Source organism: Chryseobacterium sp. sg2396 (assembly GCF_042610505.1).
In the GTDB taxonomy this organism is placed as follows: Bacteria; Bacteroidota; Bacteroidia; order Flavobacteriales; family Weeksellaceae; genus Chryseobacterium.
In genome coordinates this window covers 1-23,308 of record NZ_JBHGAQ010000027.1, presented here as the reverse complement: position 1 = coordinate 23,308, position 23,308 = coordinate 1, and the positions used below count along the sequence as shown (strand labels likewise).

The 23,308-nt window shown below is 40.8% G+C and carries 25 protein-coding genes, 13 tRNA genes and 1 other RNA gene; 10 read left to right on the top strand and 29 right to left on the bottom strand.

Annotated features, from left to right (window positions below; genetic code table 11):
- Positions 1-32: 32 nt before the first annotated feature.
- The 16 genes from ACED20_RS19745 to rpsU all read right to left on the bottom strand — a co-directional run bounded on the left by ACED20_RS19745 (position 33) and on the right by rpsU (position 3,309).
- Positions 33-104 (bottom strand) — tRNA-Thr (locus tag ACED20_RS19745).
- Positions 105-144: 40 nt separating this feature from the next.
- Positions 145-217, bottom strand: a tRNA-Gly gene (locus ACED20_RS19740).
- Positions 218-302: 85 nt separating this feature from the next.
- A tRNA-Tyr gene (locus ACED20_RS19735) sits at positions 303-383 on the bottom strand.
- 20 nt (positions 384-403) lie between these two features.
- A tRNA-Thr gene (locus ACED20_RS19730) sits at positions 404-477 on the bottom strand.
- 92 nt (positions 478-569) lie between these two features.
- Positions 570-642, bottom strand: a tRNA-Gly gene (locus ACED20_RS19725).
- An 85-nt stretch (positions 643-727) separates the two neighbouring features.
- A tRNA-Tyr gene (locus tag ACED20_RS19720) sits at positions 728-808 on the bottom strand.
- Between the two features lie 20 nt (positions 809-828).
- Positions 829-902 (bottom strand) — tRNA-Thr (locus ACED20_RS19715).
- Positions 903-994: 92 nt separating this feature from the next.
- Positions 995-1,067 (bottom strand) — tRNA-Gly (locus ACED20_RS19710).
- Between the two features lie 85 nt (positions 1,068-1,152).
- Positions 1,153-1,233, bottom strand: a tRNA-Tyr gene (locus tag ACED20_RS19705).
- Between the two features lie 18 nt (positions 1,234-1,251).
- Positions 1,252-1,325 (bottom strand) — tRNA-Thr (locus ACED20_RS19700).
- A 92-nt stretch (positions 1,326-1,417) separates the two neighbouring features.
- Positions 1,418-1,490: transfer RNA gene (locus ACED20_RS19695), tRNA-Gly, on the bottom strand.
- Positions 1,491-1,575: 85 nt separating this feature from the next.
- Positions 1,576-1,656: transfer RNA gene (locus ACED20_RS19690), tRNA-Tyr, on the bottom strand.
- Positions 1,657-1,674: 18 nt separating this feature from the next.
- A tRNA-Thr gene (locus ACED20_RS19685) sits at positions 1,675-1,748 on the bottom strand.
- Between the two features lie 107 nt (positions 1,749-1,855).
- Positions 1,856-2,146, bottom strand: a complete 291-nt coding sequence (locus ACED20_RS19680; RefSeq protein WP_294292211.1) for an HPF/RaiA family ribosome-associated protein — start codon at positions 2,144-2,146, stop codon at positions 1,856-1,858.
- Positions 2,143-3,030 (bottom strand): tyrosine-type recombinase/integrase, encoded by an 888-nt coding sequence (locus ACED20_RS19675; RefSeq protein ID WP_378106464.1) that lies wholly within the window; start codon positions 3,028-3,030, stop codon positions 2,143-2,145. The genes ACED20_RS19680 and ACED20_RS19675 overlap by 4 nt, the downstream gene beginning before the upstream one ends.
- 81 nt (positions 3,031-3,111) lie before the next feature.
- Entirely contained in the window at positions 3,112-3,309 is a 198-nt protein-coding gene (gene rpsU, locus ACED20_RS19670) for a 30S ribosomal protein S21 (protein ID WP_039365233.1), read from the bottom strand.
- Positions 3,310-3,600: 291 nt separating this feature from the next.
- On the opposite strand from rpsU, the gene ssrA reads away from it, so the two are divergent.
- Positions 3,601-4,002: a transfer-messenger RNA gene (ssrA, locus tag ACED20_RS19665) on the top strand.
- A 101-nt stretch (positions 4,003-4,103) separates the two neighbouring features.
- On the opposite strand, the gene ACED20_RS19660 is transcribed toward ssrA, so the two are convergent.
- From ACED20_RS19660 to ACED20_RS19620, 9 genes are all read right to left on the bottom strand, one after another.
- Positions 4,104-4,400, bottom strand: coding sequence for a hypothetical protein (locus ACED20_RS19660; protein WP_378106456.1), 297 nt, complete (start codon positions 4,398-4,400; stop codon positions 4,104-4,106).
- Positions 4,401-4,431: 31 nt separating this feature from the next.
- Complete coding sequence (locus ACED20_RS19655) at positions 4,432-4,707, bottom strand: hypothetical protein (RefSeq protein ID WP_378106454.1); 276 nt, start codon at positions 4,705-4,707, stop codon at positions 4,432-4,434.
- A gap of 119 nt (positions 4,708-4,826) precedes the next feature.
- The gene (locus ACED20_RS19650; protein ID WP_294233125.1) at positions 4,827-5,123 is read right to left on the bottom strand and encodes a hypothetical protein; all 297 of its coding nucleotides are present in this window, start codon (positions 5,121-5,123) and stop codon (positions 4,827-4,829) included.
- A complete protein-coding gene (locus ACED20_RS19645) occupies positions 5,120-5,368 on the bottom strand; it encodes a zincin-like metallopeptidase toxin domain-containing protein (RefSeq protein ID WP_294204119.1) in 249 nt (82 codons plus the stop codon). The genes ACED20_RS19650 and ACED20_RS19645 overlap by 4 nt, the downstream gene beginning before the upstream one ends.
- Before the next feature lie 424 nt (positions 5,369-5,792).
- The gene (locus tag ACED20_RS19640) at positions 5,793-6,851 is read right to left on the bottom strand and encodes a hypothetical protein (RefSeq protein ID WP_294204117.1); all 1,059 of its coding nucleotides are present in this window, start codon (positions 6,849-6,851) and stop codon (positions 5,793-5,795) included.
- 257 nt (positions 6,852-7,108) lie between these two features.
- Positions 7,109-7,876 (bottom strand): LytTR family DNA-binding domain-containing protein, encoded by a 768-nt coding sequence (locus ACED20_RS19635; RefSeq protein WP_294239807.1) that lies wholly within the window; start codon positions 7,874-7,876, stop codon positions 7,109-7,111.
- Complete coding sequence (locus ACED20_RS19630; protein ID WP_294239803.1) at positions 7,873-8,904, bottom strand: sensor histidine kinase; 1,032 nt, start codon at positions 8,902-8,904, stop codon at positions 7,873-7,875. The genes ACED20_RS19635 and ACED20_RS19630 overlap by 4 nt, the downstream gene beginning before the upstream one ends.
- A gap of 560 nt (positions 8,905-9,464) precedes the next feature.
- Positions 9,465-10,208, bottom strand: a complete 744-nt coding sequence (locus tag ACED20_RS19625; RefSeq protein ID WP_294204114.1) for a hypothetical protein — start codon at positions 10,206-10,208, stop codon at positions 9,465-9,467.
- Positions 10,209-10,346: 138 nt separating this feature from the next.
- The gene (locus ACED20_RS19620) at positions 10,347-10,835 is read right to left on the bottom strand and encodes a thermonuclease family protein (protein ID WP_294204113.1); all 489 of its coding nucleotides are present in this window, start codon (positions 10,833-10,835) and stop codon (positions 10,347-10,349) included.
- A gap of 303 nt (positions 10,836-11,138) precedes the next feature.
- Between ACED20_RS19620 and ACED20_RS19615 the strand changes: the two genes are divergently transcribed.
- The 5 genes from ACED20_RS19615 to pyk are packed head-to-tail and all read left to right on the top strand — an operon-like array spanning position 11,139 to position 15,316.
- A complete protein-coding gene (locus ACED20_RS19615) occupies positions 11,139-11,378 on the top strand; it encodes an acyl carrier protein (protein WP_002976354.1) in 240 nt (79 codons plus the stop codon).
- A 33-nt stretch (positions 11,379-11,411) separates the two neighbouring features.
- The gene (gene fabF, locus ACED20_RS19610) at positions 11,412-12,656 is read left to right on the top strand and encodes a beta-ketoacyl-ACP synthase II (protein WP_294203838.1); all 1,245 of its coding nucleotides are present in this window, start codon (positions 11,412-11,414) and stop codon (positions 12,654-12,656) included.
- Between the two features lie 9 nt (positions 12,657-12,665).
- Complete coding sequence (gene rnc / locus ACED20_RS19605) at positions 12,666-13,424, top strand: ribonuclease III (protein ID WP_294203836.1); 759 nt, start codon at positions 12,666-12,668, stop codon at positions 13,422-13,424.
- Positions 13,402-13,878 carry an IPExxxVDY family protein gene (locus ACED20_RS19600; protein WP_294203835.1) on the top strand — a complete coding sequence of 159 codons (477 nt, stop codon included), beginning with the start codon at positions 13,402-13,404 and terminating at the stop codon, positions 13,876-13,878. The genes rnc and ACED20_RS19600 overlap by 23 nt, the downstream gene beginning before the upstream one ends.
- On the top strand, positions 13,871-15,316 hold the full coding sequence (gene pyk / locus ACED20_RS19595; protein ID WP_294203834.1) for a pyruvate kinase: 1,446 nt from the start codon (positions 13,871-13,873) through the stop codon (positions 15,314-15,316). Before ACED20_RS19600 ends, pyk begins: the two co-directional genes overlap by 8 nt.
- A gap of 175 nt (positions 15,317-15,491) precedes the next feature.
- On the opposite strand, the gene ACED20_RS19590 is transcribed toward pyk, so the two are convergent.
- The 3 genes from ACED20_RS19590 to hutI form a co-directional block, all read right to left on the bottom strand.
- Positions 15,492-16,784 carry an NAD-dependent succinate-semialdehyde dehydrogenase gene (locus ACED20_RS19590; RefSeq protein ID WP_294239801.1) on the bottom strand — a complete coding sequence of 431 codons (1,293 nt, stop codon included), beginning with the start codon at positions 16,782-16,784 and terminating at the stop codon, positions 15,492-15,494.
- Between the two features lie 140 nt (positions 16,785-16,924).
- Positions 16,925-17,845, bottom strand: coding sequence for a formimidoylglutamase (hutG, locus tag ACED20_RS19585; protein ID WP_294239799.1), 921 nt, complete (start codon positions 17,843-17,845; stop codon positions 16,925-16,927).
- 249 nt (positions 17,846-18,094) lie between these two features.
- Positions 18,095-19,318, bottom strand: coding sequence for an imidazolonepropionase (hutI, locus tag ACED20_RS19580; protein ID WP_294239796.1), 1,224 nt, complete (start codon positions 19,316-19,318; stop codon positions 18,095-18,097).
- A gap of 272 nt (positions 19,319-19,590) precedes the next feature.
- Here hutI and ruvB point away from each other — a divergent pair, with 272 nt between their 5' ends.
- Genes ruvB through coaE form a run of 4 tightly spaced genes read left to right on the top strand, consistent with a single transcriptional unit; the run spans position 19,591 to position 22,769 of the window.
- Positions 19,591-20,613 carry a Holliday junction branch migration DNA helicase RuvB gene (gene ruvB / locus ACED20_RS19575; protein WP_294239793.1) on the top strand — a complete coding sequence of 341 codons (1,023 nt, stop codon included), beginning with the start codon at positions 19,591-19,593 and terminating at the stop codon, positions 20,611-20,613.
- A gap of 9 nt (positions 20,614-20,622) precedes the next feature.
- Positions 20,623-21,234 (top strand): FMN-binding negative transcriptional regulator, encoded by a 612-nt coding sequence (locus ACED20_RS19570; RefSeq protein WP_294239791.1) that lies wholly within the window; start codon positions 20,623-20,625, stop codon positions 21,232-21,234.
- A gap of 24 nt (positions 21,235-21,258) precedes the next feature.
- Positions 21,259-22,125: an MBL fold metallo-hydrolase gene (locus ACED20_RS19565; RefSeq protein WP_294225160.1), complete on the top strand. Its 867-nt coding sequence runs from the start codon at positions 21,259-21,261 to the stop codon at positions 22,123-22,125.
- Between the two features lie 8 nt (positions 22,126-22,133).
- Positions 22,134-22,769 (top strand): dephospho-CoA kinase, encoded by a 636-nt coding sequence (gene coaE, locus ACED20_RS19560; RefSeq protein ID WP_294225157.1) that lies wholly within the window; start codon positions 22,134-22,136, stop codon positions 22,767-22,769.
- 310 nt (positions 22,770-23,079) lie between these two features.
- Here coaE and ACED20_RS19555 read toward each other — a convergent pair.
- Positions 23,080-23,308 (bottom strand): T9SS type A sorting domain-containing protein (locus ACED20_RS19555; RefSeq protein ID WP_378106444.1); only part of this gene is annotated, 229 nt, incomplete at its 5' end.

Sequence of the window (23,308 nt, the reverse complement as noted above, 5' to 3'; positions counted from 1 at the left end):
AAAAATCCCGAAAGAATCGGGATTAGAATCTGAGCCAACTACGGGACTTGAACCCGTGACCTCTTCCTTACCAAGGAAGCACTCTACCGCTGAGCTAAGTCGGCTTAAACCAAAAAATCACACCGGAAAAGCGTGATTTTTTTGAGCGGAAGACGGGGGTCGAACCCGCGACATTCAGCTTGGAAGGCTGACGCTCTACCAACTGAGCTACTTCCGCAATTTTGTTTCCAAAATTATTGGTAACGCTGTGCAAACTTAAGGAAAATCCTTTATTCATGCAACATTTTTTCTAATATAAAATGTGGGGAGAGCAGGATTCGAACCTACGAAGCCGAAGCAACTGAGTTACAGTCAGTCCCATTTAGCCACTCTGGAATCTCCCCAGATATTTTATATTAAAATGAGCCTTCAGAGGGATTCGAACCCACGACCCCGAGATTACAAATCACGTGCTCTGGCCAACTGAGCTATGAAGGCATTTTAATATCCGACTGAAACTGTGGGAAAATCTACCCAGGCATTTTTTCAGTAGTTAAAAAAAATTCACCCTTTTAAAGTGTGAATTTCTGAGCGGAAGACGGGGGTCGAACCCGCGACATTCAGCTTGGAAGGCTGACGCTCTACCAACTGAGCTACTTCCGCAATTTTGTTTCCAAAATTATTGGTAACGCTGTGCAAACTTAAGGAAAATCCTTTATTCATGCAACATTTTTTCTAATATAAAATGTGGGGAGAGCAGGATTCGAACCTACGAAGCCGAAGCAACTGAGTTACAGTCAGTCCCATTTAGCCACTCTGGAATCTCCCCAGATATTTTATATTAAAATGAGCCTTCAGAGGGATTCGAACCCACGACCCCGAGATTACAAATCACGTGCTCTGGCCAACTGAGCTATGAAGGCATTTTAATATCCGACTGAAACTGTGGGAAAATCTACCCAGGCATTTTTTCAGTAGTTAAAAAAAATTCACCCTTTTAAAGTGTGAATTTCTGAGCGGAAGACGGGGGTCGAACCCGCGACATTCAGCTTGGAAGGCTGACGCTCTACCAACTGAGCTACTTCCGCAATTTTGTTTCCAAAATTATTGGTAACGCTGTGCAAACTTAAGGAAAATCCTTTAACCATGCAACTTTTTCTCTAATATAAAACGTGGGGAGAGCAGGATTCGAACCTACGAAGCCGAAGCAACTGAGTTACAGTCAGTCCCATTTAGCCACTCTGGAATCTCCCCAGATATTTTATATTAATGAGCCTCCAGAGGGATTCGAACCCACGACCCCGAGATTACAAATCACGTGCTCTGGCCAACTGAGCTATGAAGGCATTTTAATATCCGACTGAAACTGTGGGAAAATCTACCCAGGCATTTTTTCAGTAGTTAAAAAAAATTCACCCTTTTAAAGTGTGAATTTCTGAGCGGAAGACGGGGGTCGAACCCGCGACATTCAGCTTGGAAGGCTGACGCTCTACCAACTGAGCTACTTCCGCAATTTTGTTTCCAAAATTATTGGTAACGCTGTGCAAACTTAAGGAAAATCCTTTAACCATGCAACTTTTTCTCTAATATAAAACGTGGGGAGAGCAGGATTCGAACCTACGAAGCCGAAGCAACTGAGTTACAGTCAGTCCCATTTAGCCACTCTGGAATCTCCCCAGATATTTTATATTAATGAGCCTCCAGAGGGATTCGAACCCACGACCCCGAGATTACAAATCACGTGCTCTGGCCAACTGAGCTATGGAGGCATATTAAAAAGAATTCAAAAGAACGCTATTCCCTTTTTGCGAGTGCAAATATAGAACGGTTTTTTTGAATTCTCAAATTTTTCAATGACTTTTTTAAACTTTTTTTATTAAGCCATTTCTTTTTTCTTGATTAATAGCTTTTTAGCCGCATCTACGCACAAATCCAAACTTTCCTCGAATGAAGTAGTCGTCTTTTTTACGACGATATCGTCTCCCGGAATCGCCAGAATAAGCTCGGCCGTTTTATTCGCTTTATCCGAGTTGTTCTCTACTTTTAAAATTACTTTGCAATCCTGGATCTTATCATAAAAAGTTTCCAGCTTGCTTACTTTTTTTTCGATGTGTGATTCTAGTGGTTCGTGTGGAGTTAAACCAATTGATTGTACGGTGATCTTCATAAGTCGTCATTTTTTGAAGCTCTTGGATGAGCCCGATTAAACACTTTTTTAAGTTGTTCGATATTGGCATTCGTGTAGACCTGCGTGCTGGCAAGGCTGGAATGGCCCAATATCTTTTTTACTTTGGATATCTCTGCCCCATTGTCCAATACGTGCGTTGCAAAGCTGTGCCGGAGAATGTGGGGACTTCTTTTTTCTTTGGTTGTTACAAGACTAAGGTACTTATTCACCAGCAGATAAACAAATTTTTCTGTAAGTTTTTTGCCTTTCTTGTTTACAAAAAAGTACCTTTTGTACTCTTCCGATGGGTTTCTTGTCTCTGCATAATTTTTCAGCAGATCCGAGAGTTCTGCGGAAATCGGGATGTATCTTTCCTTATTCCCTTTCCCGATAATTTTCAGTTCGTTTCCGCTAAGATTTACATTTTCAAAAGTCATACCACAAAGCTCCGCCTTCCGGATACCGGTCTGGTACAGCACTTCAATCACGCATTGGTCAAGTACCTCGTGCGTTTCCTCAAAAACCTGGTCGTTAAGATTTTGCATTTCCTCTTCCGACATCGGGATCTGCTTTTCCGGATAGAATTTTAATGACGAAATATTTTCTACCGGCGAAACTTTGATCTCCCCTATTTTCAGCAGAAAAAGGTAAAAGCTGCGAAGCGAAGACAATTTCCGGTTAATGCTTCTTTTGGAGATTTCCTTTTCGCTGAGATCAACGATAAAGTTGCGGATGATCTTTTTGTCGGCTTTGGTAATATCTTCGGAAGATTCCGTTTTAAGGTAGAAATAGGAAAAATCTTCAAGATCTTTCCGGTAGCTTGTAATGGTGTGCGGAGAATAGCGTTTCTCCAGCTGTAAGTAGTTCAGGAATTTGTCCAGCATCATGAAATATATAAAAACAAAAATTCACTCTTCAAATATAATCATTTAAAGAGTGAATCTTGTATGTGGATAAGAAAATTCTTAAGCCTGTTCTTCCTTGCTAAGATTTCTTTGCTTGTGAGCAGCCTTTAATCTCGCTTGTCTTAAAGTTACAGAAGGCTTGATAAACGCTTGTCTTGCTCTTAATTGACGAACAGTTCCTGTTTTATCAAATTTTCTTTTATATTTTTTTAATGCTCTGTCGATGGATTCACCATCTTTTACTGGAATTATTAACATATATTACATCTCATTTTGGATTGCAAAAATAAACATTATTTGTGAAACCGCAAAACTTTATTAAAAAAATGCTTTAAGAGAGAGATAGGCTAAGGTAAATATTCAGTTAAAGATATTCTTATCTACAGCTGTTACGAGGCTGAAATAAATAACCTTTTAAGTGTAAATATTTCAAAAATTTTAAATATTGACTATAATCACAACTTAAACATTATAACGAGTATTTAAAAAAGCAATACCCATTCAGGAATATTGGAACAATTTTCGTATCTTTGCTTTCACTTTATTTATGGGGTTGACTGGTTTCGACAGCAAGGTCAATGGGTAAGTAAGCATGCAGAGAACCGTAGCGCGATCTCTATAATCCCTTGCTACAAAATTTTAACTGGCAACGAAGAGTTCGCTCTTGCAGCTTAATATCGAAGTATAGTAGATCAAGCGTTTTCCCGAAGATTTCAGTAGGGAAGCAAGATGTCCCACAAATGCCCTGTTCTGCGGCGTTTGATCCTGGGATATAGGAATGCAGGAATAAGGCTTTGGACGCTTCGGCCAACGCTCGAAAATCTCAGAAGATAAGCTGGAAGTTGGGTGTCTGCTCTCTGCCTCCAGTCGAAAACCAATAGCAGAATAAGCATGTAGAAAGCTTATGTATTGCTTGTTTGGACGAGGGTTCGAATCCCTCCAACTCCACTGATATCAAAAAGAGAAAACGCTGTGTTTTCTCTTTTTTGGTTTCGAGAATGCTTTATATATAACTTTTTATATGTTTAAATGCTATAATTTACTTAATTATACTATTCCTCTTCATCAATATCCAGATAGCCATGAGGTGTAATGATATATAATATTTCTCCAGATTTTGCATGAATTAAGATGCCCATACTTCTTTCTTCCATTCCCCAAATTTCATCATAAGAAATTGCATAATAATTAATCTTTTCTCCTTTATACTTTCCGTAAGCAATCGGATACGCCATCTCATCTTTTAAAGTAAGTGCAATTTTATCAACACTATCGATACTTGAATAATTAATATTCTTATCCAAATAGCTTTTAATTTTATGATAGGCTTCTTCTTTTGTAATCATCATTATTTAATTTTAAACACAGCCTTTTATCAAATTATTCTTCAACATCCATATACCCATGAGGTGTCACAATGTAAAGTATCTCACCTGTTTCAGCATCAATATCTACAAACATGCTCCTTTCTTCCATACCCCATAATTGTCCAAAACAAACAGAATATATATTCAATTTATTTCCTTCATACTTTCCATAACTGACAGTTTCATTTTCCTCAAACTTAATACTGTCAACATCAATAGTTGTATACTGTGTTTTTGATTTATCTAAATATTCTTTTGCCTTTTTATATACTTCCTCTTTTGTTATCATATTATTGAATTTTTAAAATTTCACTTACCCTAATTTCCTTTCTAAATTTGGAATCTCTTTTTATTGGTAGATTTTCTTAATATGTTTTCATGTATTATCTTAACCGAATCTTAGAAGTTCTACTTTCTAGAATATTTTCCATCAGCATTTTTTAAGATTTCAGATATTTTATGTTTGCTTCTGATAAAGAGCGGTTCTGCATCATCGTCAGAAATATATAAAAAAAGTGAACTGTTGAAGACAGGCTCATGGATAACTACAGTCCATAAGGCCAATTTCATTGTTTTAGATCCTGTAACTTCTTTTTCGGAATTAAAATTTACTTTTTCAATATTTTTTTCATTATATATTTCTCCCTGCAAATCTTTTAATATAATCTTTGCTTTTTCTAATATTTTTTTCTCTGTATTTTTCATTTTATTATTATTTCTAAAGGTTCTAAACCATATTCTTCAACTCTAATTTCATTTATGTAATCTAATGAACTTTGTAATTCAGCTTTTGTCCATCTATCTTTATTTTCATAAACTTGATTCCAAACGTACGTTTCTTTTTCTAATCTGCTTAAATTGTGATAAGCTTCTCCATATATTTCAAAATGTTTCACATGAGCCATTTCATGAAAAATTACAAGTTCTGAAGCTTTATTAGTTGCTCTCATTTTTCTGATTATGTCCTGCACAGAACAAAATGTTTTATCAGTAAGATTGTATTTAATTCTGGAATGTAAAATAAAGCTTAGAGACTTCGGCTAAAATCTCAGAAGATAAGCTGGAAGCTGGGTGTCTGCACTCTGCCTCCGGTCGAAAACCAATAGCGGAATAAGCCTATAGAAAGCTTGTGTATTGTTTGTTTGGGCGAGGGTTCGAATCCCTCCAACTCCACTAAAACCTCTGTAAATTATTTATTTACCGGGGTTTCATTTTGAAGAACAATATGGTTTAGTTAAAGTGCTAATATTTTATCAGAATAATCATCGTTTTGGATATTACGATCTTCTTGAACATAATATCATAAATAAAAGCTATCCTCATGGATAGCCTTTATGCAACAATACTCAATCAAATATATTATATATTATCCACTTATTGCTCTTTAACTATAATCTGCCTTAATAATCCATTTCCCGTATTACCTGTTAACTGTTGTGCCTTTCCATTTTTCCAATAGGTAGCTACAGTTCCGCCTCCCTGGACCTGCTGGTATCCTGAAATATAAATATCATTTCCAAAAAGACAAATGCCCAGACCAAATGATCCTTCCTGCCCTATACTAACCGGCAAACCATTTTTCCAATACTTTGAAACGAAAGATTGGCCAGTAGAAGAAAGGCCGGTACCGGCTATATAAACATCATTGTCTTTAACAGCAATGGAGGTCCCACCTACTTCAGGAGTTCCATCCTGGATAAGCACCGGTGCTGAAAGGTTTTTTGAATATCGGGTCTGCAGCTGTCCTGAAGAATTATAAGCTACAGACCACATCATATATACATCATTACCTGATACAGTAATATCTTGTTCAGAAGCGGTCGTGGTCTGATCTGAAAGATCTGATCGCTGGCCGTTTTTCCAATAACAGGTTACCGGCGTAAGCGAGTTCTGCATCCGGCGTTCACCAATTACATAAACATCGCTTCCAACTAATGCTATACCGGAAGCTATTGCATTTTCAGAATCGCCTGCCAATACTACAGGAACTCCATTTTTCCAATACTTGGCAGCATACGTGCTTTCTCCGGGTTTAAGTTCCTGGCCTGCAATATAAACATCATTTCCACTTATAAAAATGCCGTTAGCGAATGCATCCCTGGATCCGTCAGTTAAATCAACAGCCACTCCGTTTTTCCAATACCGAGCCACATACTTTCCGGCAGCATTTGCTTCATAACCGACAGTATACACATCATTCCCTGCAATGGCAATATCCATAACTTCGGAGCTGCCGGCGCTTTTTCCCAGGGAAATGCCAGTACCGTTTTTCCAGTATTTGGCTTTATAATTCTCACGACCTGCCGCATAAATGGTTTGTGCATTCTCATTTATTGCGTCTTCATCCTCTCCATTATTATTACGGCACTGTATGGTAGCAACACCTGTTAATAAAAGCAAAGAGCCCATATAAAAAAAAGATCTTATTTTCATAAAAATTTATTTATTAAATGATCTCTTTTCAAAAAGTACACCAGAAATAAAATGGAATACTTAGATGACTTATGATTATCTTTTTTAATGAGATGAATAGCTAAGAATAGTATTCCTCTTAGAATTGATAGCTTATCAACTCTTCTGAATGAAAGAATTTATGCCCACAATTACACAGTTTTTCAAATGACTTATTCTCATTATAATGCTCTAAAGAATTGAGTTTTTGAAAGGTTTGAGAAGCAATATCACACCATTTAACGCTCCACCCAATCCCGGAAGGCAGCCGTCGTCGCCTGGCTGGTTTTCAAAAGATCAGTACAGCCCGTTACCTTAACAGCCAGTATATTTTTATTATATCGTTGAACGTTTTCCACATAAATTTTGTGGACCAGCTCGCTCCGGTTGATACGGAAGAAGTCTTCCGGATTCAGCTGTTCTTCCAGCTCCTTTAAAGAAAAGCCGGACAGCAGGTGCCTTTTTCCGTTCCGGTCATGAATGGAAACCATCCCTTCATCAGCCTCGAAAAACGCGATCTCTGCCGTTTCCAGGAAATACATTCCCTGTGGGCTGCTGATACCGAAGCGCTTTTTGTACCGCGTTCCGGAGATATTCTGCCGGATCAGATGCGCCAGGTCGTCGAGGGAAGTTTTTTTTTGCAGCGGAGATTTCGTGAGCAAAGTATATTTGTCCCATGCCTTCTGAAAACGTTCCCGGGAGAAAGGTTTCAAGAGGTAAGCAATGCCGTTGGTATCGAAAGCATCCATCCAGAAATGATCGTAGGCGGTAGTAAAAATAACGGGACAGGCAACATGAACTTCGCTGTAGATTTCAAAGGCATTCCCATCCAGCAGCTCGATATCCGAAAAGATTAGGTCGGGCTGATGATTTTTCAGAAAGGTGACGGCAGCCTGCACAGTGTCCAGTTCAGCCATGATATGAACAGGGGTCTCCAGCTCTTCAATAAACCGTCTCAGTTTTTTTCTTGCCGGGATTTCGTCTTCGATGATCAATATTTTTGTCATAAGTCATGGGATTGGATGATGGGAATATGCACGGAAAATGTTTCGCCTGAAGAATGGATGTCAACGGGTTGGCGGACTAGGATACGGTACTGTTCGTCCAGATTTTTCAGGGCACGGCCGGATTCGGGCCTGGCATTCCTTTTCAGGTTGATGTTGTTGGTGGCCAAAATAGACTCCTTGATTTCAATCGTAATAACTACCGGGTTTTCTTTGGTCCCCAGATTATGCTGGACGGCGTTTTCGATCAGTACCTGAAGAGTTAAAGGCACAATAAACCCATTGCTTTGTTCCATATTTAGATTAAGCTGATAGGCATTGCCATAGCGGTGGCGGATCAGGCTGAAATACTGTCTTGCAAATCCGGCTTCTTCATCGATGGTCACCAGTTCTTTTTCCGAAACCTTCAAGACATACCGGTAGATGTCAGCAAATTCATTCAGGAAACCGGAGGCCTTTTCTTTATCTTCTTCGATAAACTGGTCCAGGACGTTGAGGTTGTTGAACAGGAAATGCGGGTTGAGCTGGTTTTTCAGCTGGTTAATTTTGCTTTTCGCCAAGGCTTCGTTATAGACAAGCAGCTTCTGGTATTGCTTCCTGTTGTGTTGATAGTAATAATAGGCCAGAAAAAATCCTCCGTAGATCATCCCGTCCAGGAAATCGGAAAATATGGAAAGCCTGCAAGCATGAAGGTTAAAATTCCGCTCTACCGTACCGAAGGCGAAAGCAATCGCCAGCCTGATGAGGTTCATCGATAAGAGATACGTCAGCATCGATACTGCAGATATTTTCAGCAGAACCGCCGCTTGCCAACTACCGGAATCCTGCCATTTCCTGATGAAATACAGGATGACCCCAAACAGGATCCCGGCATTCATTAACGTTGCCAGGGCCGCTTCAGGCGTAAAGATATAAGCATCGATTTCCTGCCGGACCATCATCCGGATATAAATGGACTCGACATAAGCAAACAGCAGGATGAACAATAGAAAATACCTGTTCTGATAAGCCTTTTTTAGAATATTTTTCATTTTTTCAGAATGGCAATGTACAAAATAGTCCCGTTGATCGGCAGGACTATTTCTTAATTTTAACGTGAGTTCGACCGTAGCAACATCATATTCACTCTATTATTTAATTCAAAAATAAAAATAAGACTGATTCAGTCGGGATTTTAATTAATACTCATCTTGCCGGAACCAATATACGATTTATGCTTCTGACAGGGTTTTATCCTATCCTAAACCAAGCCGTACTTTCAGGACTTTAAAACAAGAGAAATCCGTCCCTGATTGAAAAAAAAGCCGGTTATTCAGGATTGAATAAGAACTCCTCTGATAAAGCGATCACCTATTCAGTTTGATTATCAGGGCCTTTGATCCTATGTCTGACAAAAGAAACTTCCGGCATCCGGCTTCCCTCTTCCAGCCTTTATATTACGGTTTGTATCTCGAATTCACGTTATTTTAATTTGAAGCCTTTCTATTTTGATTTAATTCATTCAGCTGCAAAGCTAAGATCATTAACTGCGGCATAATAATAAGACAACTTCCAGCATCCCGCTTCCAGCCAATTACCCTACATCTTAATTTCACTTCTGCTCAGGGAATGAAGCGATCACTTTCCCGTGGTCATCATAAAAATCCAGCTTGGCCTGGTTGCTCTTGTCTACGTAAAACATTGCTTTCGGGGAACCTTTATCGTCAAAAAGAAACAGCCCGTTGTTAAGACTTCGCGATTTGCCGAGCATCACCCGCGGAACGCCGCCCAGCAAGCCTTTCGCTTCGTATTCCCTGTATTTTTGCTTTGCTTTTTCAGGATCTTTCTTTTCGATTTCCCCCAACTCCTTCATCAGTTCCATGGTCTTTCCCTGAGATTCCTTCGCCGGACGGTCGTTGAAAGCCAGCGTGGAGCCGACAAACCGCTGGTCACCTTTCCCAACATCCTGCGTCAGCAGCTGCATTACCTGGTCACCATCGTACTGGTCATAGGTCAACGAAAGCCCCGAGGCGTGGCCGTCTTGTGTTTTTTTGCCGTCATAAATGAAGCCGCCGCATTCGATTCCTTCTTCATTAAAGAACAGCATGCCCGACCGTTTTTTCCGGTCTTCGTTTACCGGCAGGCCATTGACTCTGGCCGCACCATTCGGGAAACGGTCTACATTGGTGAGGATCATTTTTACAGTACCGTCTTTTTCGACAATGTTAATCCTTTCCACATCAATTTCACCGAATTTCTGATTTCCGCCATGGGTAAAGGCAGACGTAAAAATAAAGATTATGCCGCAGGCAGTAGCAACGGCAAAGGTTCTCAGGAACACCAACTCTCTGTTCATTTTTTTTATTTTAAAATTCAATGAAACAAAAGTATCCGGTCTCCAGTTTTCATAAAACAACAAATCCTTCAGCTCAGGAATAAAACTGATGAACTCAGGAAATAAGGCTCCGAAACGCTAAAGCATAAAAGTATATTCTTACGATTTTGAAACTTTCCTTTTGGAAGTTTTCGCTTTCCTGAAATCCCACGGCGACATGGCCGTTTTATCCGCCCACAAACCAAGTTTCTTTTCTTTAGCTTCATCCTGCAGCTTCTGCAGTTCGGTATTTTTGGAAGCCTTAAAATACCACCAGCCGAAACCTGCTTTTACGATTTCGCGTGACAGGTATTTATCACCGTCATAGAAAACTCCGGCAACACCTCTTCCATAACGGTCCTTCCCTACTTTATAAAAGATTACGGTTTTCCCGAAAACCTGGCCGGAAGTAAACTGTTTTGCATTCTTGCCGAAGGCCTGTCCGCTTTCCGGACAGTCGACTTCGGCAAGACGGAGGGTCTGCTCCGTATTGTCGCCGAGTAAAACCACGATGGTATCGCCATCTTTTATTTTGATAACCTTTCCTTTGACCTGTGAAAGCAAAGAGGTGGAAACAGCGAGAAATATAAGGTAAAAAGTCTTTTTCATGTTATGCTCGAAAAACGGTTTGCAAAGCTAGTGATAATGTTGCTTCGCAGGAAAACAGGAATTAAAATAACGGAGGAGTTGAAGAGTGACGGACTGAATGACATTCAGAACCTGTGAAATTTGACAGAGAATCAGAGATAAAGCAAGTTGTAAAATAACAAAATATAAACAACTGAAAACGAAAAGACTAAACACCCGTGTGACAAAATACATACCTACAAGCCACAAAAAAGACTAAAAAAATGTTTTATCGTAAAGAATTTTATATATTTGCACCATCTAACAATTAAAAAAAAATTTACTATGTCAGACATTGCATCAAGAGTAAAAGCTATCATCGCTGATAAGCTTGACGTTGAAGAAACAGAAGTAACTCCGGAGGCTAGCTTCACAAACGATTTAGGAGCAGACTCTTTGGATACGGTAGAACTTATCATGGAATTTGAAAAAGAATTCAACATTCAAATCCCAGATGACCAAGCTGAAAAAATTACTACTGTAGGTCACGCTATCGCTTATATCGAAGAAGTAGTAAATAAATAATATTCTTCAACAAAAAGAAATTAAACAAAGTTTATGGAATTAAAAAGAGTAGTTGTAACCGGTTTTGGAGCAATAACGCCAATAGGAAATAATGCAAAAGAATACTGGGAAAATCTTGTAAAAGGTGAGAGCGGAGCCGCTCCTATTACTCTTTTTGATGCCACAAACTTTAAGACCAAATTCGCCTGTGAAGTAAAAAATTTCGATCCGCTGCAGCATTTCGACAAGAAAGAAGCAAAAAAAATGGACCGGAATACACAGCTTGGTCTTGTAGCGGCAAGGGAAGCAGTGGAACACTCGAGGATCATCGAAGATCAGGTAGACAAAAACAGGGTCGGCGTTATCTGGGGTTCCGGAATCGGGGGTCTGGAGACCTTTGAAACCGAAGTCCTGGGATGGGCCAATACGGAGATCCCGAGATTCAACCCTTTCTTTATCCCTAAAATGATCGCAGACATCACACCGGGGCATATTTCTATAGAATATGGCTTCCACGGACCGAATTACACCACGGTTTCCGCATGTGCATCGTCGGCGAATGCATTAATCGACTCCAAGATGCTGATCCAGCTTGGAAAAGCAGACGTTATTGTGTGCGGAGGCTCTGAAGCAGCCGTTACCGCAAGCGGGGTCGGTGGATTTAATGCAATGATGGCACTTTCAACAAGAAACGACGATCCGAAAACAGCTTCCAGACCTTTCGATAAAGACAGAGACGGATTTGTGCTGGGTGAAGGCGCAGGATGCATCGTTCTTGAAGAATACGAGCACGCCGTAAAACGCGGAGCAACCATTTATGCAGAGTTAAAAGGCGGAGGCCTGAGTGCAGATGCACATCACATGACGGCACCACATCCTGAAGGACTGGGCGCTTACCTCGTAATGAAAAACTGCATGGAAGACGCGGGGCTTACTGCTGATGAAGTAGACCATATCAATATGCACGGTACCTCTACTCCATTAGGAGACATCGCAGAATCCAATGCCATTTCGAAGTTACTGGGCGAACATGCTTTTGACATTCAGATTAATTCTACAAAGTCAATGACGGGCCACCTGCTGGGTGCCGCCGGTGTTATTGAAGCTATTGCTGCGTTGGGAACGATTATTCATGGTATTGTTCCTCCTACCATCAACCATTTTACTGATGACGAAAATATCGACAGCAGGCTGAACTTCACGTTCAACGAAGCTGCGAAGAAAGATGTAAAAGTAGCCATGAGTAATACTTTTGGGTTTGGTGGGCATAACGCCTGCGTTCTATTTAAGAAAATCTAAACTTACTGAATGGAGTTACAGAAATACTTTTCTAAATTCCTTCTCAAAAAAAGAAAAAGACAGCTTACGGAGAGAGACTACTTTCTCAGTACCGAACTGACTAAAATGCTCGGCACTGAGGTACAGAATGTTGCCCTCTACCGCGAGGCCTTTTCTTTGAAAAATTCTTCTAAAAAAGACAGCAATTATGAAAGGCTCGAATTTTTAGGGGATTCCGTTTTGGGCACCGTTATCTCCTGCCATCTGTTTCATACCTATCCTCAGGCTAATGAAGGATATCTGACGCAGATGAAATCCAAGATCGTAAACAGGAAAAACCTGAATAAGTTGGGAGATGATCTGAAACTTACCGATCTGCTGCAGAAACAGAACTCCGTAGCACTGGGCGAAAATATCTCCGGAAATTTGCTTGAAGCCCTCATTGGAGCCGTCTATCTCGACTTCCAGTACGATACCTGCAAAAGGATTATCCTGGAACGGCTGCTGACGCCTTCGGAAATCAATAAGTTGGAAAATAAAATTGTAAGCTACAAAGGGCTTCTCCTGGAATGGAGCCAGAAGAAGAAACTGAATATAAAGTACGAAACCTGCGAAGAGATCCAGGTAAATAAATCGGTTGTCTTTCGCTGCCATGTCTGGCTCGGAGAAGAAAAAATAGCGAACGCTACGGAAACTTCAAAGAAAAAGGCAGAAGAAAAAGCGGCACAGCGGGCATTTTATATTTTAAACAAAAAAGAGAATATCCTTGGAAATCCAAAAACTTTATGACCTTGACGATACCGAATTTGACAATATTACCATAGGGTTGGTAAGGTTGGCAAAGCACATCCCGGATCATGAGTTTTTCTTTCAGGTAAATCAAATCAACAACGGCCTCAAATTTAAAAGAATTGAAGATCTTATCCTTCAGGGTGATTATTATGATTATTCTTTTCCCAGGTTTGAAGCCTATCATAAGTTTACCCGTACCTGTTTTACGTTCGTTTCCAACAGATCTTCAGAAAGTAAACAAAAAAAACTACAGACTGAACTCTTCTCAGAAGAAGAAAACATTAAATTTTTATTAAATAATCAGGTAGAAGTGCAATATATTTTGCACAGTTCGGAACAGTTTCCTGATTTTTCCGTAATTTTGCTCCCTGAAAATCTTGTTTTTCCGATTCAAGATTATGTATTAGGTTCTGAAGAAGAACTTTATCAAATTATCCAGTATTATGAATAAGTATTTAAAGAAGACAAAAATTATCGCGACACTTGGTCCGGCTTCATCGTCGAAGGAAGTAATGTTAGGGTTAATGAAAGCAGGTGTTGACATTTTCAGAATCAATTTTTCACACGCTGACTACGATTTAGTTCGTTCAAATATCGAAATCATCAGAGAACTTAACAAAGAGTACGGTTTCTCTGTAGGAATTTTAGGGGATTTACAAGGTCCTAAATTAAGAGTGGGAGTTGTAAAAGAAGGTTCTTACCTTAACCCTGGAGATATCCTTACATTCACCAATGAAAAGATCGAAGGAGATTCCACCAAAGTGTATATGACTTATCAGCAGTTTCCTCAGGATGTAAAAGTAGGGGAAAGAATCTTGATCGATGACGGTAAGCTGGTATTGGAAGTGACGGAAACCAACCTTACCGATACGGTAAAAGCAAAGACCATCCAGGGAGGACCTCTAAGCTCTAAAAAAGGAGTAAACCTTCCGAATACAAATGTTTCCCTTCCGGCATTAACGGAAAAAGACATTCAGGATGCCAACTTCATGCTTGACCAGGAAGTAGACTGGATCGCCCTTTCTTTCGTGCGTCACGCCCAGGATATCATCGATCTTAAAGAACTGATCTCCAAACACCCGAACGGAAAATTCAAAACGCCGATTATTGCGAAAATTGAAAAGCCGGAAGGGGTTAAAAATATTGATGAAATCTTATTGGAGTGCGACGGACTGATGGTTGCCCGAGGGGATTTAGGGGTTGAGGTTCCGATGGAAGAAGTACCTGCTATCCAAAAGACATTGGTGGAAAAGGCAAGATTCTATTCCAAACCGGTAATCATCGCAACCCAGATGATGGAAACAATGATCAACAGTTTGACACCGACGAGAGCGGAAGTGAATGACGTTGCCAACTCGGTACTGGACGGAGCGGATGCCGTAATGCTTTCCGGAGAAACTTCTGTGGGAAGATACCCCGTACAGGTAGTGGAAAACATGGCGAAAATCGTAAAAAATATCGAAACCACGCATTTCTACCAGCATAAGAACGAACCGATTGAAAAAGACTTCAACTGCATCGACGAAAGATTCATTACAAACCGGGTTTGCCTGGCAGCTGTAAGAATTGCAAAAACAACCAATGTTTCCGCAATCGTTACCTTAACAAGCTCAGGATATACGGCATTCCAACTTTCAGCACACCGCCCGAATTCCCACATTATTGTATACAGCGGTAACAAAAGAGTAATCAATATGCTAAACCTTCTTTGGGGTGTTCACGCTTATTATTACGATATGAAGAAATCCACTGATGAAACGATTATCCAGGTGAATATGCTTACCCACAACTATGGGTACATTGAAGCAGGCGATTTCGTTATCAACATCAATGCCACTCCATCTTACGAAGGCGGAAAGACCAATACCTTACGATTAACCACAGTATAAGTTTTTACAAATCTGTTGCAATAAAAAGCCTCCGGGAAAAGTGATTCCCGGAGGCTTTTGGTTTATTGAACATTTTGTATAGTCTGATTTTAAAGCTTTTTAACACTGATGTCTTCAATTCAACTATACAGTCATACATTGTATAACCGTGCCCTAAACAATCTATCTTTCTTTATCAATTTCCGACAATCGTTTTTGCCGTCACAAATTCCCTCAATGCCAACAAAGAAAGCTCTGTTCCATATCCCGAAGTCTTAGTCCCGCCGAATGGGAAACGAGGGTCTGAGCTGGTCATCCGGTTGATGTTTACCGTTCCGGATTCCAGGTTTTCAATAAAAAACAACTGGCGGGTTTTATCCTTTGTCCACACGGAATTCGAAAGTCCGAACGGAATATCGTTGGCCATCCTTAAGGCTTCTTCATCGTCTTTGGCAACCATTACCATTCCCAACGGTCCGAAAAGCTCCTCCTGAAGGATCGGATTGCCTTCTTTCACCCGAATCAGTCCCGGCTTGAACTCGTTGTCGGAAATTCTTTCGAGAGGAAGAATAATTTCTGCACCGTTTTCCAAGGCTTTCTCGAATTGCTTCTCCAGATCATCTGCCAGATCGGGTCTTGCCATTCCGGCAATTTTCGTTTCCTTATCCATCGGATCTGCCGGAACGAACTTTTTATATTCTTCGATAAATTTCGGAAGGAAAGCATCTTCTATTTTCTCATTGATGATGAATCTTTTAGCCGCCACACAGGTTTGCCCGCAGTTTTGCAGTCTGGCCAGGGCACCTACTTTTGCCGCTTCCACCAGGTCGGCATCATCCAATACGATGAAAGCATCACTGCCGCCCAGCTCCAACACTGATTTCTTGATCTTCTGCCCGGCTATGGAAGCGACTTCTGCGCCGGCTTTCTCACTTCCGGTAAGACTTACACCCGCAATGGCCTTATGTTCAAGAACCTCTTTCACATCTTTATGTCCGATTTCAAGATTCTGGAATACGCCTTCAGGAAAACCGGCTTCCAAAAGCACATCCTCAATGGCATTTCCGCTGCCGAAACAGATAGAAGCATGCTTCAGAACGACGGTATTCCCTGCCAGGATTGCCGGAACGGCGAACCGCAATACCTGCCAGAACGGGAAGTTCCATGGCATAACGCCCAGAATAACTCCCTTCGGAACATAGTGGATTTCGGAATAAGAATATTGAGAATCGATGTGTTCAGGTTTTAAAATGTTTTCCGCATCTGCATAATAATTCATCATCAAGGCACACTTTTCCACCTCAGCAATCGACTGGGCAACCGGTTTGTTCATTTCTTTGGTAATGATCGTACCAAATTTTTCCGCATTGTTTTTCAGGAGTTCCGCCGCTTTGGCAATGAGTTTCTGTCTGTCTTCGAATGGCACCTTTTTCCATTCTGAAAATGCCTTATCTGCTCTGATAAGTTTATTTTCAATTGATTGTTCCATAATATAATTTCTGTTTCTAAATCCGATCTGAGCCGGATTTAAATTATCGCTCTGTTAAAAGCATTTGGTAAGCAACAAACTTTGTTCCTTGGAATTAAATAAAATAGTGATTTTTTCTATCGGAATATTATCAGTCATTTCTAAACAATAAACCATTCATTAATTAAAGTAGCGGCCAGCCTTGCCGTTTTGTCCTGGATATCATAGGCTGGATTCACTTCGGCAACATCCAGCGCGAGCAGCTTATCGCTTTTCAGGATATGCCTGTAGAAATGCATAAATGCCGCATCGGCAAAGATCCCGTTATAAGCTGAAGCCGAAACCCCGGGCGCAATCGAAGCATTGAATACGTCCATACAGACCGTAAGATAGACATAGTCCACGCTGTCCAGGAGGTCGTTGATCCTCTGATAAACCGAAGGCAGATTCTCAAAAAAAAGCTCGTCGGCCAGGATGTATTTCATTTTGTACTGATGAGCCGTATCAAACAATTTAAGGGTATTTGAATTTCTCTGGATTCCGATATGGAGGGAATTAATATCTCCTTCCTGGGCAATCTGCCAGAAACCCGTTCCCGAGCTTGCGCCCACTCCATCTTCAGGCTTCCGGTTATCAAAATGAGCATCGATATTAATGATCCCGATCTTCTGCTCCGGAAATGCGGTTTTTACACCTATATAATGAGCGTAGGTCACTTCATGTCCGCCACCGAGTACCACAGACTTTCCGCCTTTCAGCAGCACCTTGGAAACATTCTTTGCCAGTTTATACTGTGTATCTTCCAGCTTTCCGTCTTCACAAGTAATATTTCCGAAATCCAGCAGCGCAAAATCCGGACGGATAACAGGGAAATTGGCCATGTTTTTACGAATCAGATCAGGTGCATCCTTTGCGCCCTGCCTGCCCTTATTTCGCTTAACGCCTTCATCCACGGCAAAGCCATGCAAAACGAAATCTCTAGTTGAAATAAAATCGTAATTATTTTCTTCTTTTACCCGCTGAAATATTCTGTGGTAAAGAAGCTCTTCGCCGTCTAATCTTCCCTGCCAAATGGTGTTCATACTGCTTTTTTATTTTTTGGTGATGTTGTTATTCTTTATGTCTGTAAATACTTAGAAGAAATTTAATAAAAAAATAAATAATGGATATAACGCCTCCCAGCCAGATCAATATGATTAACATATCTTTAAAACCTGACGGCGGCTGGCCGACTCTTTTTGTGGCAATCTGAAAAACCAGAATAATCGACATAAAATACTGCACGATTATCAAAGCAATCATCGAGATGAAATTAATGATTATTTTTTTCATTAAATCCGCATGCCATCAACGAAAACACCCTCGCTTTTCAGGCTTCCCTGATTGTAGAGAATATTCTGGAAATTACCGGTTTTGAAAGTTACGAAATCTGCTTTCATTCCTTCTTCCAGTCTTCCCCGGTCTTCGAGCCGGAGGGCAAATGCTGAACGGAAGGTAATTCCCGCCAATACTTCCGCAGTGGTAAGCTTTTCAAAAGTTGCCAGGATGGATGCCTGCGCAATCAGGTTTCCCATAGGTGCTGAACCCGGATTCCAGTCACTGGCAATAGCAACGATTGCTCCCGCATCAAGTAATTTCCTGGCCGGGGTAAATTTTTCACCCAAGCCTAAGCTGGCTCCCGGTAAAGCGGTGGCTACCGTCTCTGAGGTTGCCAGCAACTCAATACCTTCATCAACGGTTGCTTCCAGATGATCGGCAGATGTTGCGCCAACTTCTACGGCAATCTTTGAACTTCCCGGGGTAAATTGATCCGCATGAACCGTAATTTCAAAGCCCATTTCTTTTGCCTTCAAAAGAAACACTTTGCTTTCTTCCGGCTGAAAGGCGGATTTTTCTATGAAGATGTCAACCCGTCTGGCTAAATTCTCTTCTTTTACTTTCGGTAAAATTTCATTTAAGATATATTGCAGGTATTCTTCGTTACTGCCATCAAAATCCCTCGGCTTCAAATGTGCGGAAAGACAGGTTGGAACCAACATCGCTTTTGTTAATTCCTGAGCTTTTTTAATGATGCGTAGCATCTTCAGTTCGTTTTCTACATCCAGGCCGTAACCGCTTTTCACCTCGATCGTCGTAATGCCGAGTGCCAGTAAAAAATCAATTCTTTCCAGCAGGGTCTTCAGCAATTCATCTTCCGCAGCCTTTCTTGTATGCTGTACGGAACTCCAGATTCCTCCTCCGCTTTCGGCAATTTCAAGATAGGTTTTTCCGGCATTGCGCATGGCAAAATCATTGGAGCGGTTTCCGCCAAAGCAGATGTGGGTGTGGGAATCCACAAAAGCAGGAAGAGCAACCTGTTCGCCTACTATTTCTTCGGTTTCCACATCCGGATTTTCCAATCTTAAGGTTTCATAATTCCCGACTTTCCGGATTTTATGCTGATCTACTAAAATTCCGCCGTCCTCGATAATTTCCAACTGCTCATCTGAAAGTTTTCCTCTTAAAGGAAGATTGGCAAGTGTTACCACCTGCTTAAAAGGGCCGATTAACCTCATTTATTTAGTTTAAGCTAATGTTTTAAATGCATATTGACTTCATTTATATCGGGATTCTTTAGGTATAACCCAAACATTTATCCGTTACGCCGTAGAATCTTAATAAAGAAGTTTCCTGTCTCTCAAAAATACTCAAAATATCTTAATCTTGTTAACGCTAAAAAAACATCCTCCCTAATATTCTACTTTATCTTTACCTCCGATCTTACCCTCAAATTATTCTGCATTTTAACCTCAATTTTCCTATCTTTACGGTAAATGAAATTGAATTAATGCCTGACTTTTTACATCCAGATAAAGACAATTATTCCCGTGAAGAACTGGCACAGGAAGAACAGATTCGTCCCCAGAGCTTTAAGGACTTTGCAGGGCAGCGAAAAACACTGGACAACCTGGAAGTGTTCGTATCGGCTGCCAAAAGGCGCGGCGGAGCACTCGACCATGTACTGCTGCATGGCCCTCCCGGCTTAGGTAAAACCACACTGGCCAATATCATTGCGAATGAACTTGGAGTAAACTGTAAGATCACCTCTGGTCCTGTACTGGATAAGCCCGGAAGTTTGGCCGGACTTCTGACCAACCTTGAGGAAAACGATGTTCTCTTTATTGATGAAATCCACAGGCTTTCGCCGGTGGTGGAAGAATATCTGTATTCAGCAATGGAAGATTATAAGATCGACATCATGTTGGAAACCGGCCCGAATGCAAGAAGCGTACAGATCGGCCTGAATCCGTTTACCCTGGTAGGAGCAACGACAAGAAGCGGAATGCTGACAAAACCGATGCTGGCCCGATTCGGGATCCAAAGCAGACTTGAATATTACACGATTGAGCTTTTATCGATCATCATCATCCGGAGTGCACGGGTTTTGGGCGTAAAAATTTATGAAGATGCCTCCATTGAAATTGCAAGGAGAAGCCGGGGAACACCGAGGATTGCCAATGCTCTTCTGAGGAGGGTTCGTGATTTTGCCGAAATTAAAGGAAATGGGGAAATTGAAATCAACATTACAAAATACGCACTGGACTCCCTGAATGTAGATGAATTCGGACTGGATGAAATGGATAACAAAATCATGAGGGTTATGATTGAAAACTTTAAAGGAAAACCGGTTGGTATTTCAGCATTGGCAACTTCCATTGCAGAGAATCCGGAAACGCTGGAAGAGGTTTATGAACCGTTCCTGATCCAGGAAGGATTTATCATCAGGACCCCGAGAGGACGTGAAGTAACGGACAAAGCCTACAAACACCTGAATATTACAAGGCCTAAAAATCCGGGCGAACTATTTTAAAGAAGATCTATGTATACACCCCGATTATATAAAAGCGAAGAGCTTGCCCTGATGAAAGACATTATTAGGGAAAATGCTTTTGCTTTATTAATTTCCTCCGAAGAAAAAATCCGGGCTACACATTCGATGATGATCCTGAATGAAGATGACCCGGAAAACAGGTATATCGAAACCCATATTTCCAGAGCCAATCCGCAGGCAAAACTCCTGAAAGACGGAAGCGAAGTGCTTTGTGATTTTCTGGGCGCCCATGCTTATATTTCAAGTAGCTGGTACGACCACATCAATGTTTCAACCTGGAATTATGAAGCGGTGCAGATCTATGGAAAAGTTGAACTGATGAATGACGACGAACTGTACCGGCATCTGGACAAGCTCACCACCAAATATGAAAAAGCCCAGCACTGTCCGGTGATGCTGAACGATATGGGAAAAGCTTTTGTGGAAAAGGAAATGAAAGGAGCTTTCGGAATGAAAATTATTCCCACCGAAATTTTTATTAAACAGAAACTTTCCCAAAGCAGGAAAGAACTGGATTTTAGAAATATTATTACCAATCTTGAGGGTGGAGATGAGAACGCACGAAGGATTGCCGGAAAAATGAAACTGTTAAAAAAATAATACATTACAGAAACTTAATATAATATGAAACTATATCCAATACAATGTGGAAAATTTAAATTAGACGGCGGCGCCATGTTCGGGGTCGTCCCAAAGAGTCTGTGGGAAAAAACTAACCCTGCAGACGAGAGAAACCTGATTGAACTGGGAACACGATCTCTGCTTGTGGAAGATGGCAAGAAGCTGATCCTGATAGACTGCGGCCTTGGAAATAAGCAGGACGAAAAATTCTTCGGCCACTATTCGCTCTGGGGTGACGATACTCTGGACAAAAATCTTAAAAAATACGGTTTCGTACGGGAAGATATTACCGATGTTTTTCTTACCCACCTTCACTTCGACCATTGTGGCGGCGCCATTGAATGGAACGATGATAAAACAGGCTACCGGCCCGCATTTAAAAACGCACATTTCTGGACCAATGAAAACCACTGGCAATGGGCAACAGAGCCTAATGCAAGGGAAAAGGCCAGTTTTCTGAAGGAAAATATTATCCCGATCCAGGAAAGCGGACAGCTGAACTTTTTACCGCTTCCCTCAAACGGAAACTACGGTTTTGCCCCGGATCTTAAAATGGATGTGATCTTTGTAGACGGACATACGGAAAAGCAGATGCTGCCGGTGATCCAATACCAGGAAAAAACCATTGTTTTCGCGGCAGATCTCATTCCTACCGCCGGGCATATTCCGCATGTATATGTGATGGGATATGATACCCGCCCTCTCCTTACACTTGAAGAGAAAGGAAAATTCCTGAAGCAGTGTGTAGACAATGAATATTTATTGTTTTTCGAGCATGATGCCCGCCATGAACTGGCCAGTCTTAAAATGACCGAAAAGGGCGTAAGGCTTGATGAAACTTTTAGCTTTAATGATGTTTTCGGATATTAATATTAGATATGGAAGAATTACATTCAGAAACTCAGCAGACGGAACCGGATCCGTTACCGGCACCCAAGATCATCGGGCTCACCGGTGGTATAGGATCGGGAAAAACTTCTGTAGCAAGATTTATTGAAGAGTGCGGATTTCCCGTTTATTATTCGGATGACCGGGCAAAGGACATTGTGAATGAGAATGAAGATTTAAAGGCGAGAATCAAAAAACTTTTAGGAAATGCAGCTTATGATACAAACGGACTTTATGATCGGAAATACGTAGCTGAAAAGGTTTTTAACGATAAAGATCTGCTCGAAGGTCTCAACGAAATTATTCATCCTGCAATACGTTCCGATTTTGAAGAATGGGTGAAAGTACAGAAAAAGTATCTGATCTTTAAAGAAACGGCTTTGCTGTTCGAACTGAAACTTAACCGGGAGTGTTATAAATCGGTTCTCGTTACGGCAGAGGATAATATACGGATGAAAAGGGTCATGGACCGGGACGGCAAAACCTATCGCGAAGTACAGGCCATTATGGAAAAGCAGATGCCTGAAAAAGATAAGATCAAGCTGGCAGACTGCATCATCTACAACAATACCAATTTAGAAGATTTAAAGGAGCATACCGAAAAGGTTATCTTCGATATCGAATAAACAAAAGCCCGTCGGATTTTCCGGCGGGCTTTTTATTGTCATTTTTGCAGAATCAAGTTAAGGGCTAGAATATGGGTTCCGGATACCGGAAGGTGTATAAACTAACCGTTTAAATAGTATCCATCCACTAAGCTTTAGGAGATCTATTTGAAGCCCCGTTCTCTTTCAACCTTATTTTTCTTTTATTCGCCGATTGAAAATGAATCAATATTATCGAATTCACTTCACTCAAAAAACATTTCAGCATTCAATAAAAAAGGCTCCCATTTCTGAGAGCCTTTAAAATTAATAATTAATGCTGATACATTTTTTATTCTTTGATAAATTTCTTCTGAGCGGATACTGAAGTTCCGTCCTGGATATCTATCATGTAAACTCCATTGATTAACGCATGGACATCAATCTTATTGTTTAAGATGATACCGCTTGATACCAACTGTCCTGCAGCACTGTAAATCTTGTAATTCGCTTTTTTGCTGATATTTTTCACATACAGTACCGAGCTTACCGGGTTAGGATAAATCAGGATATCCGTCTGG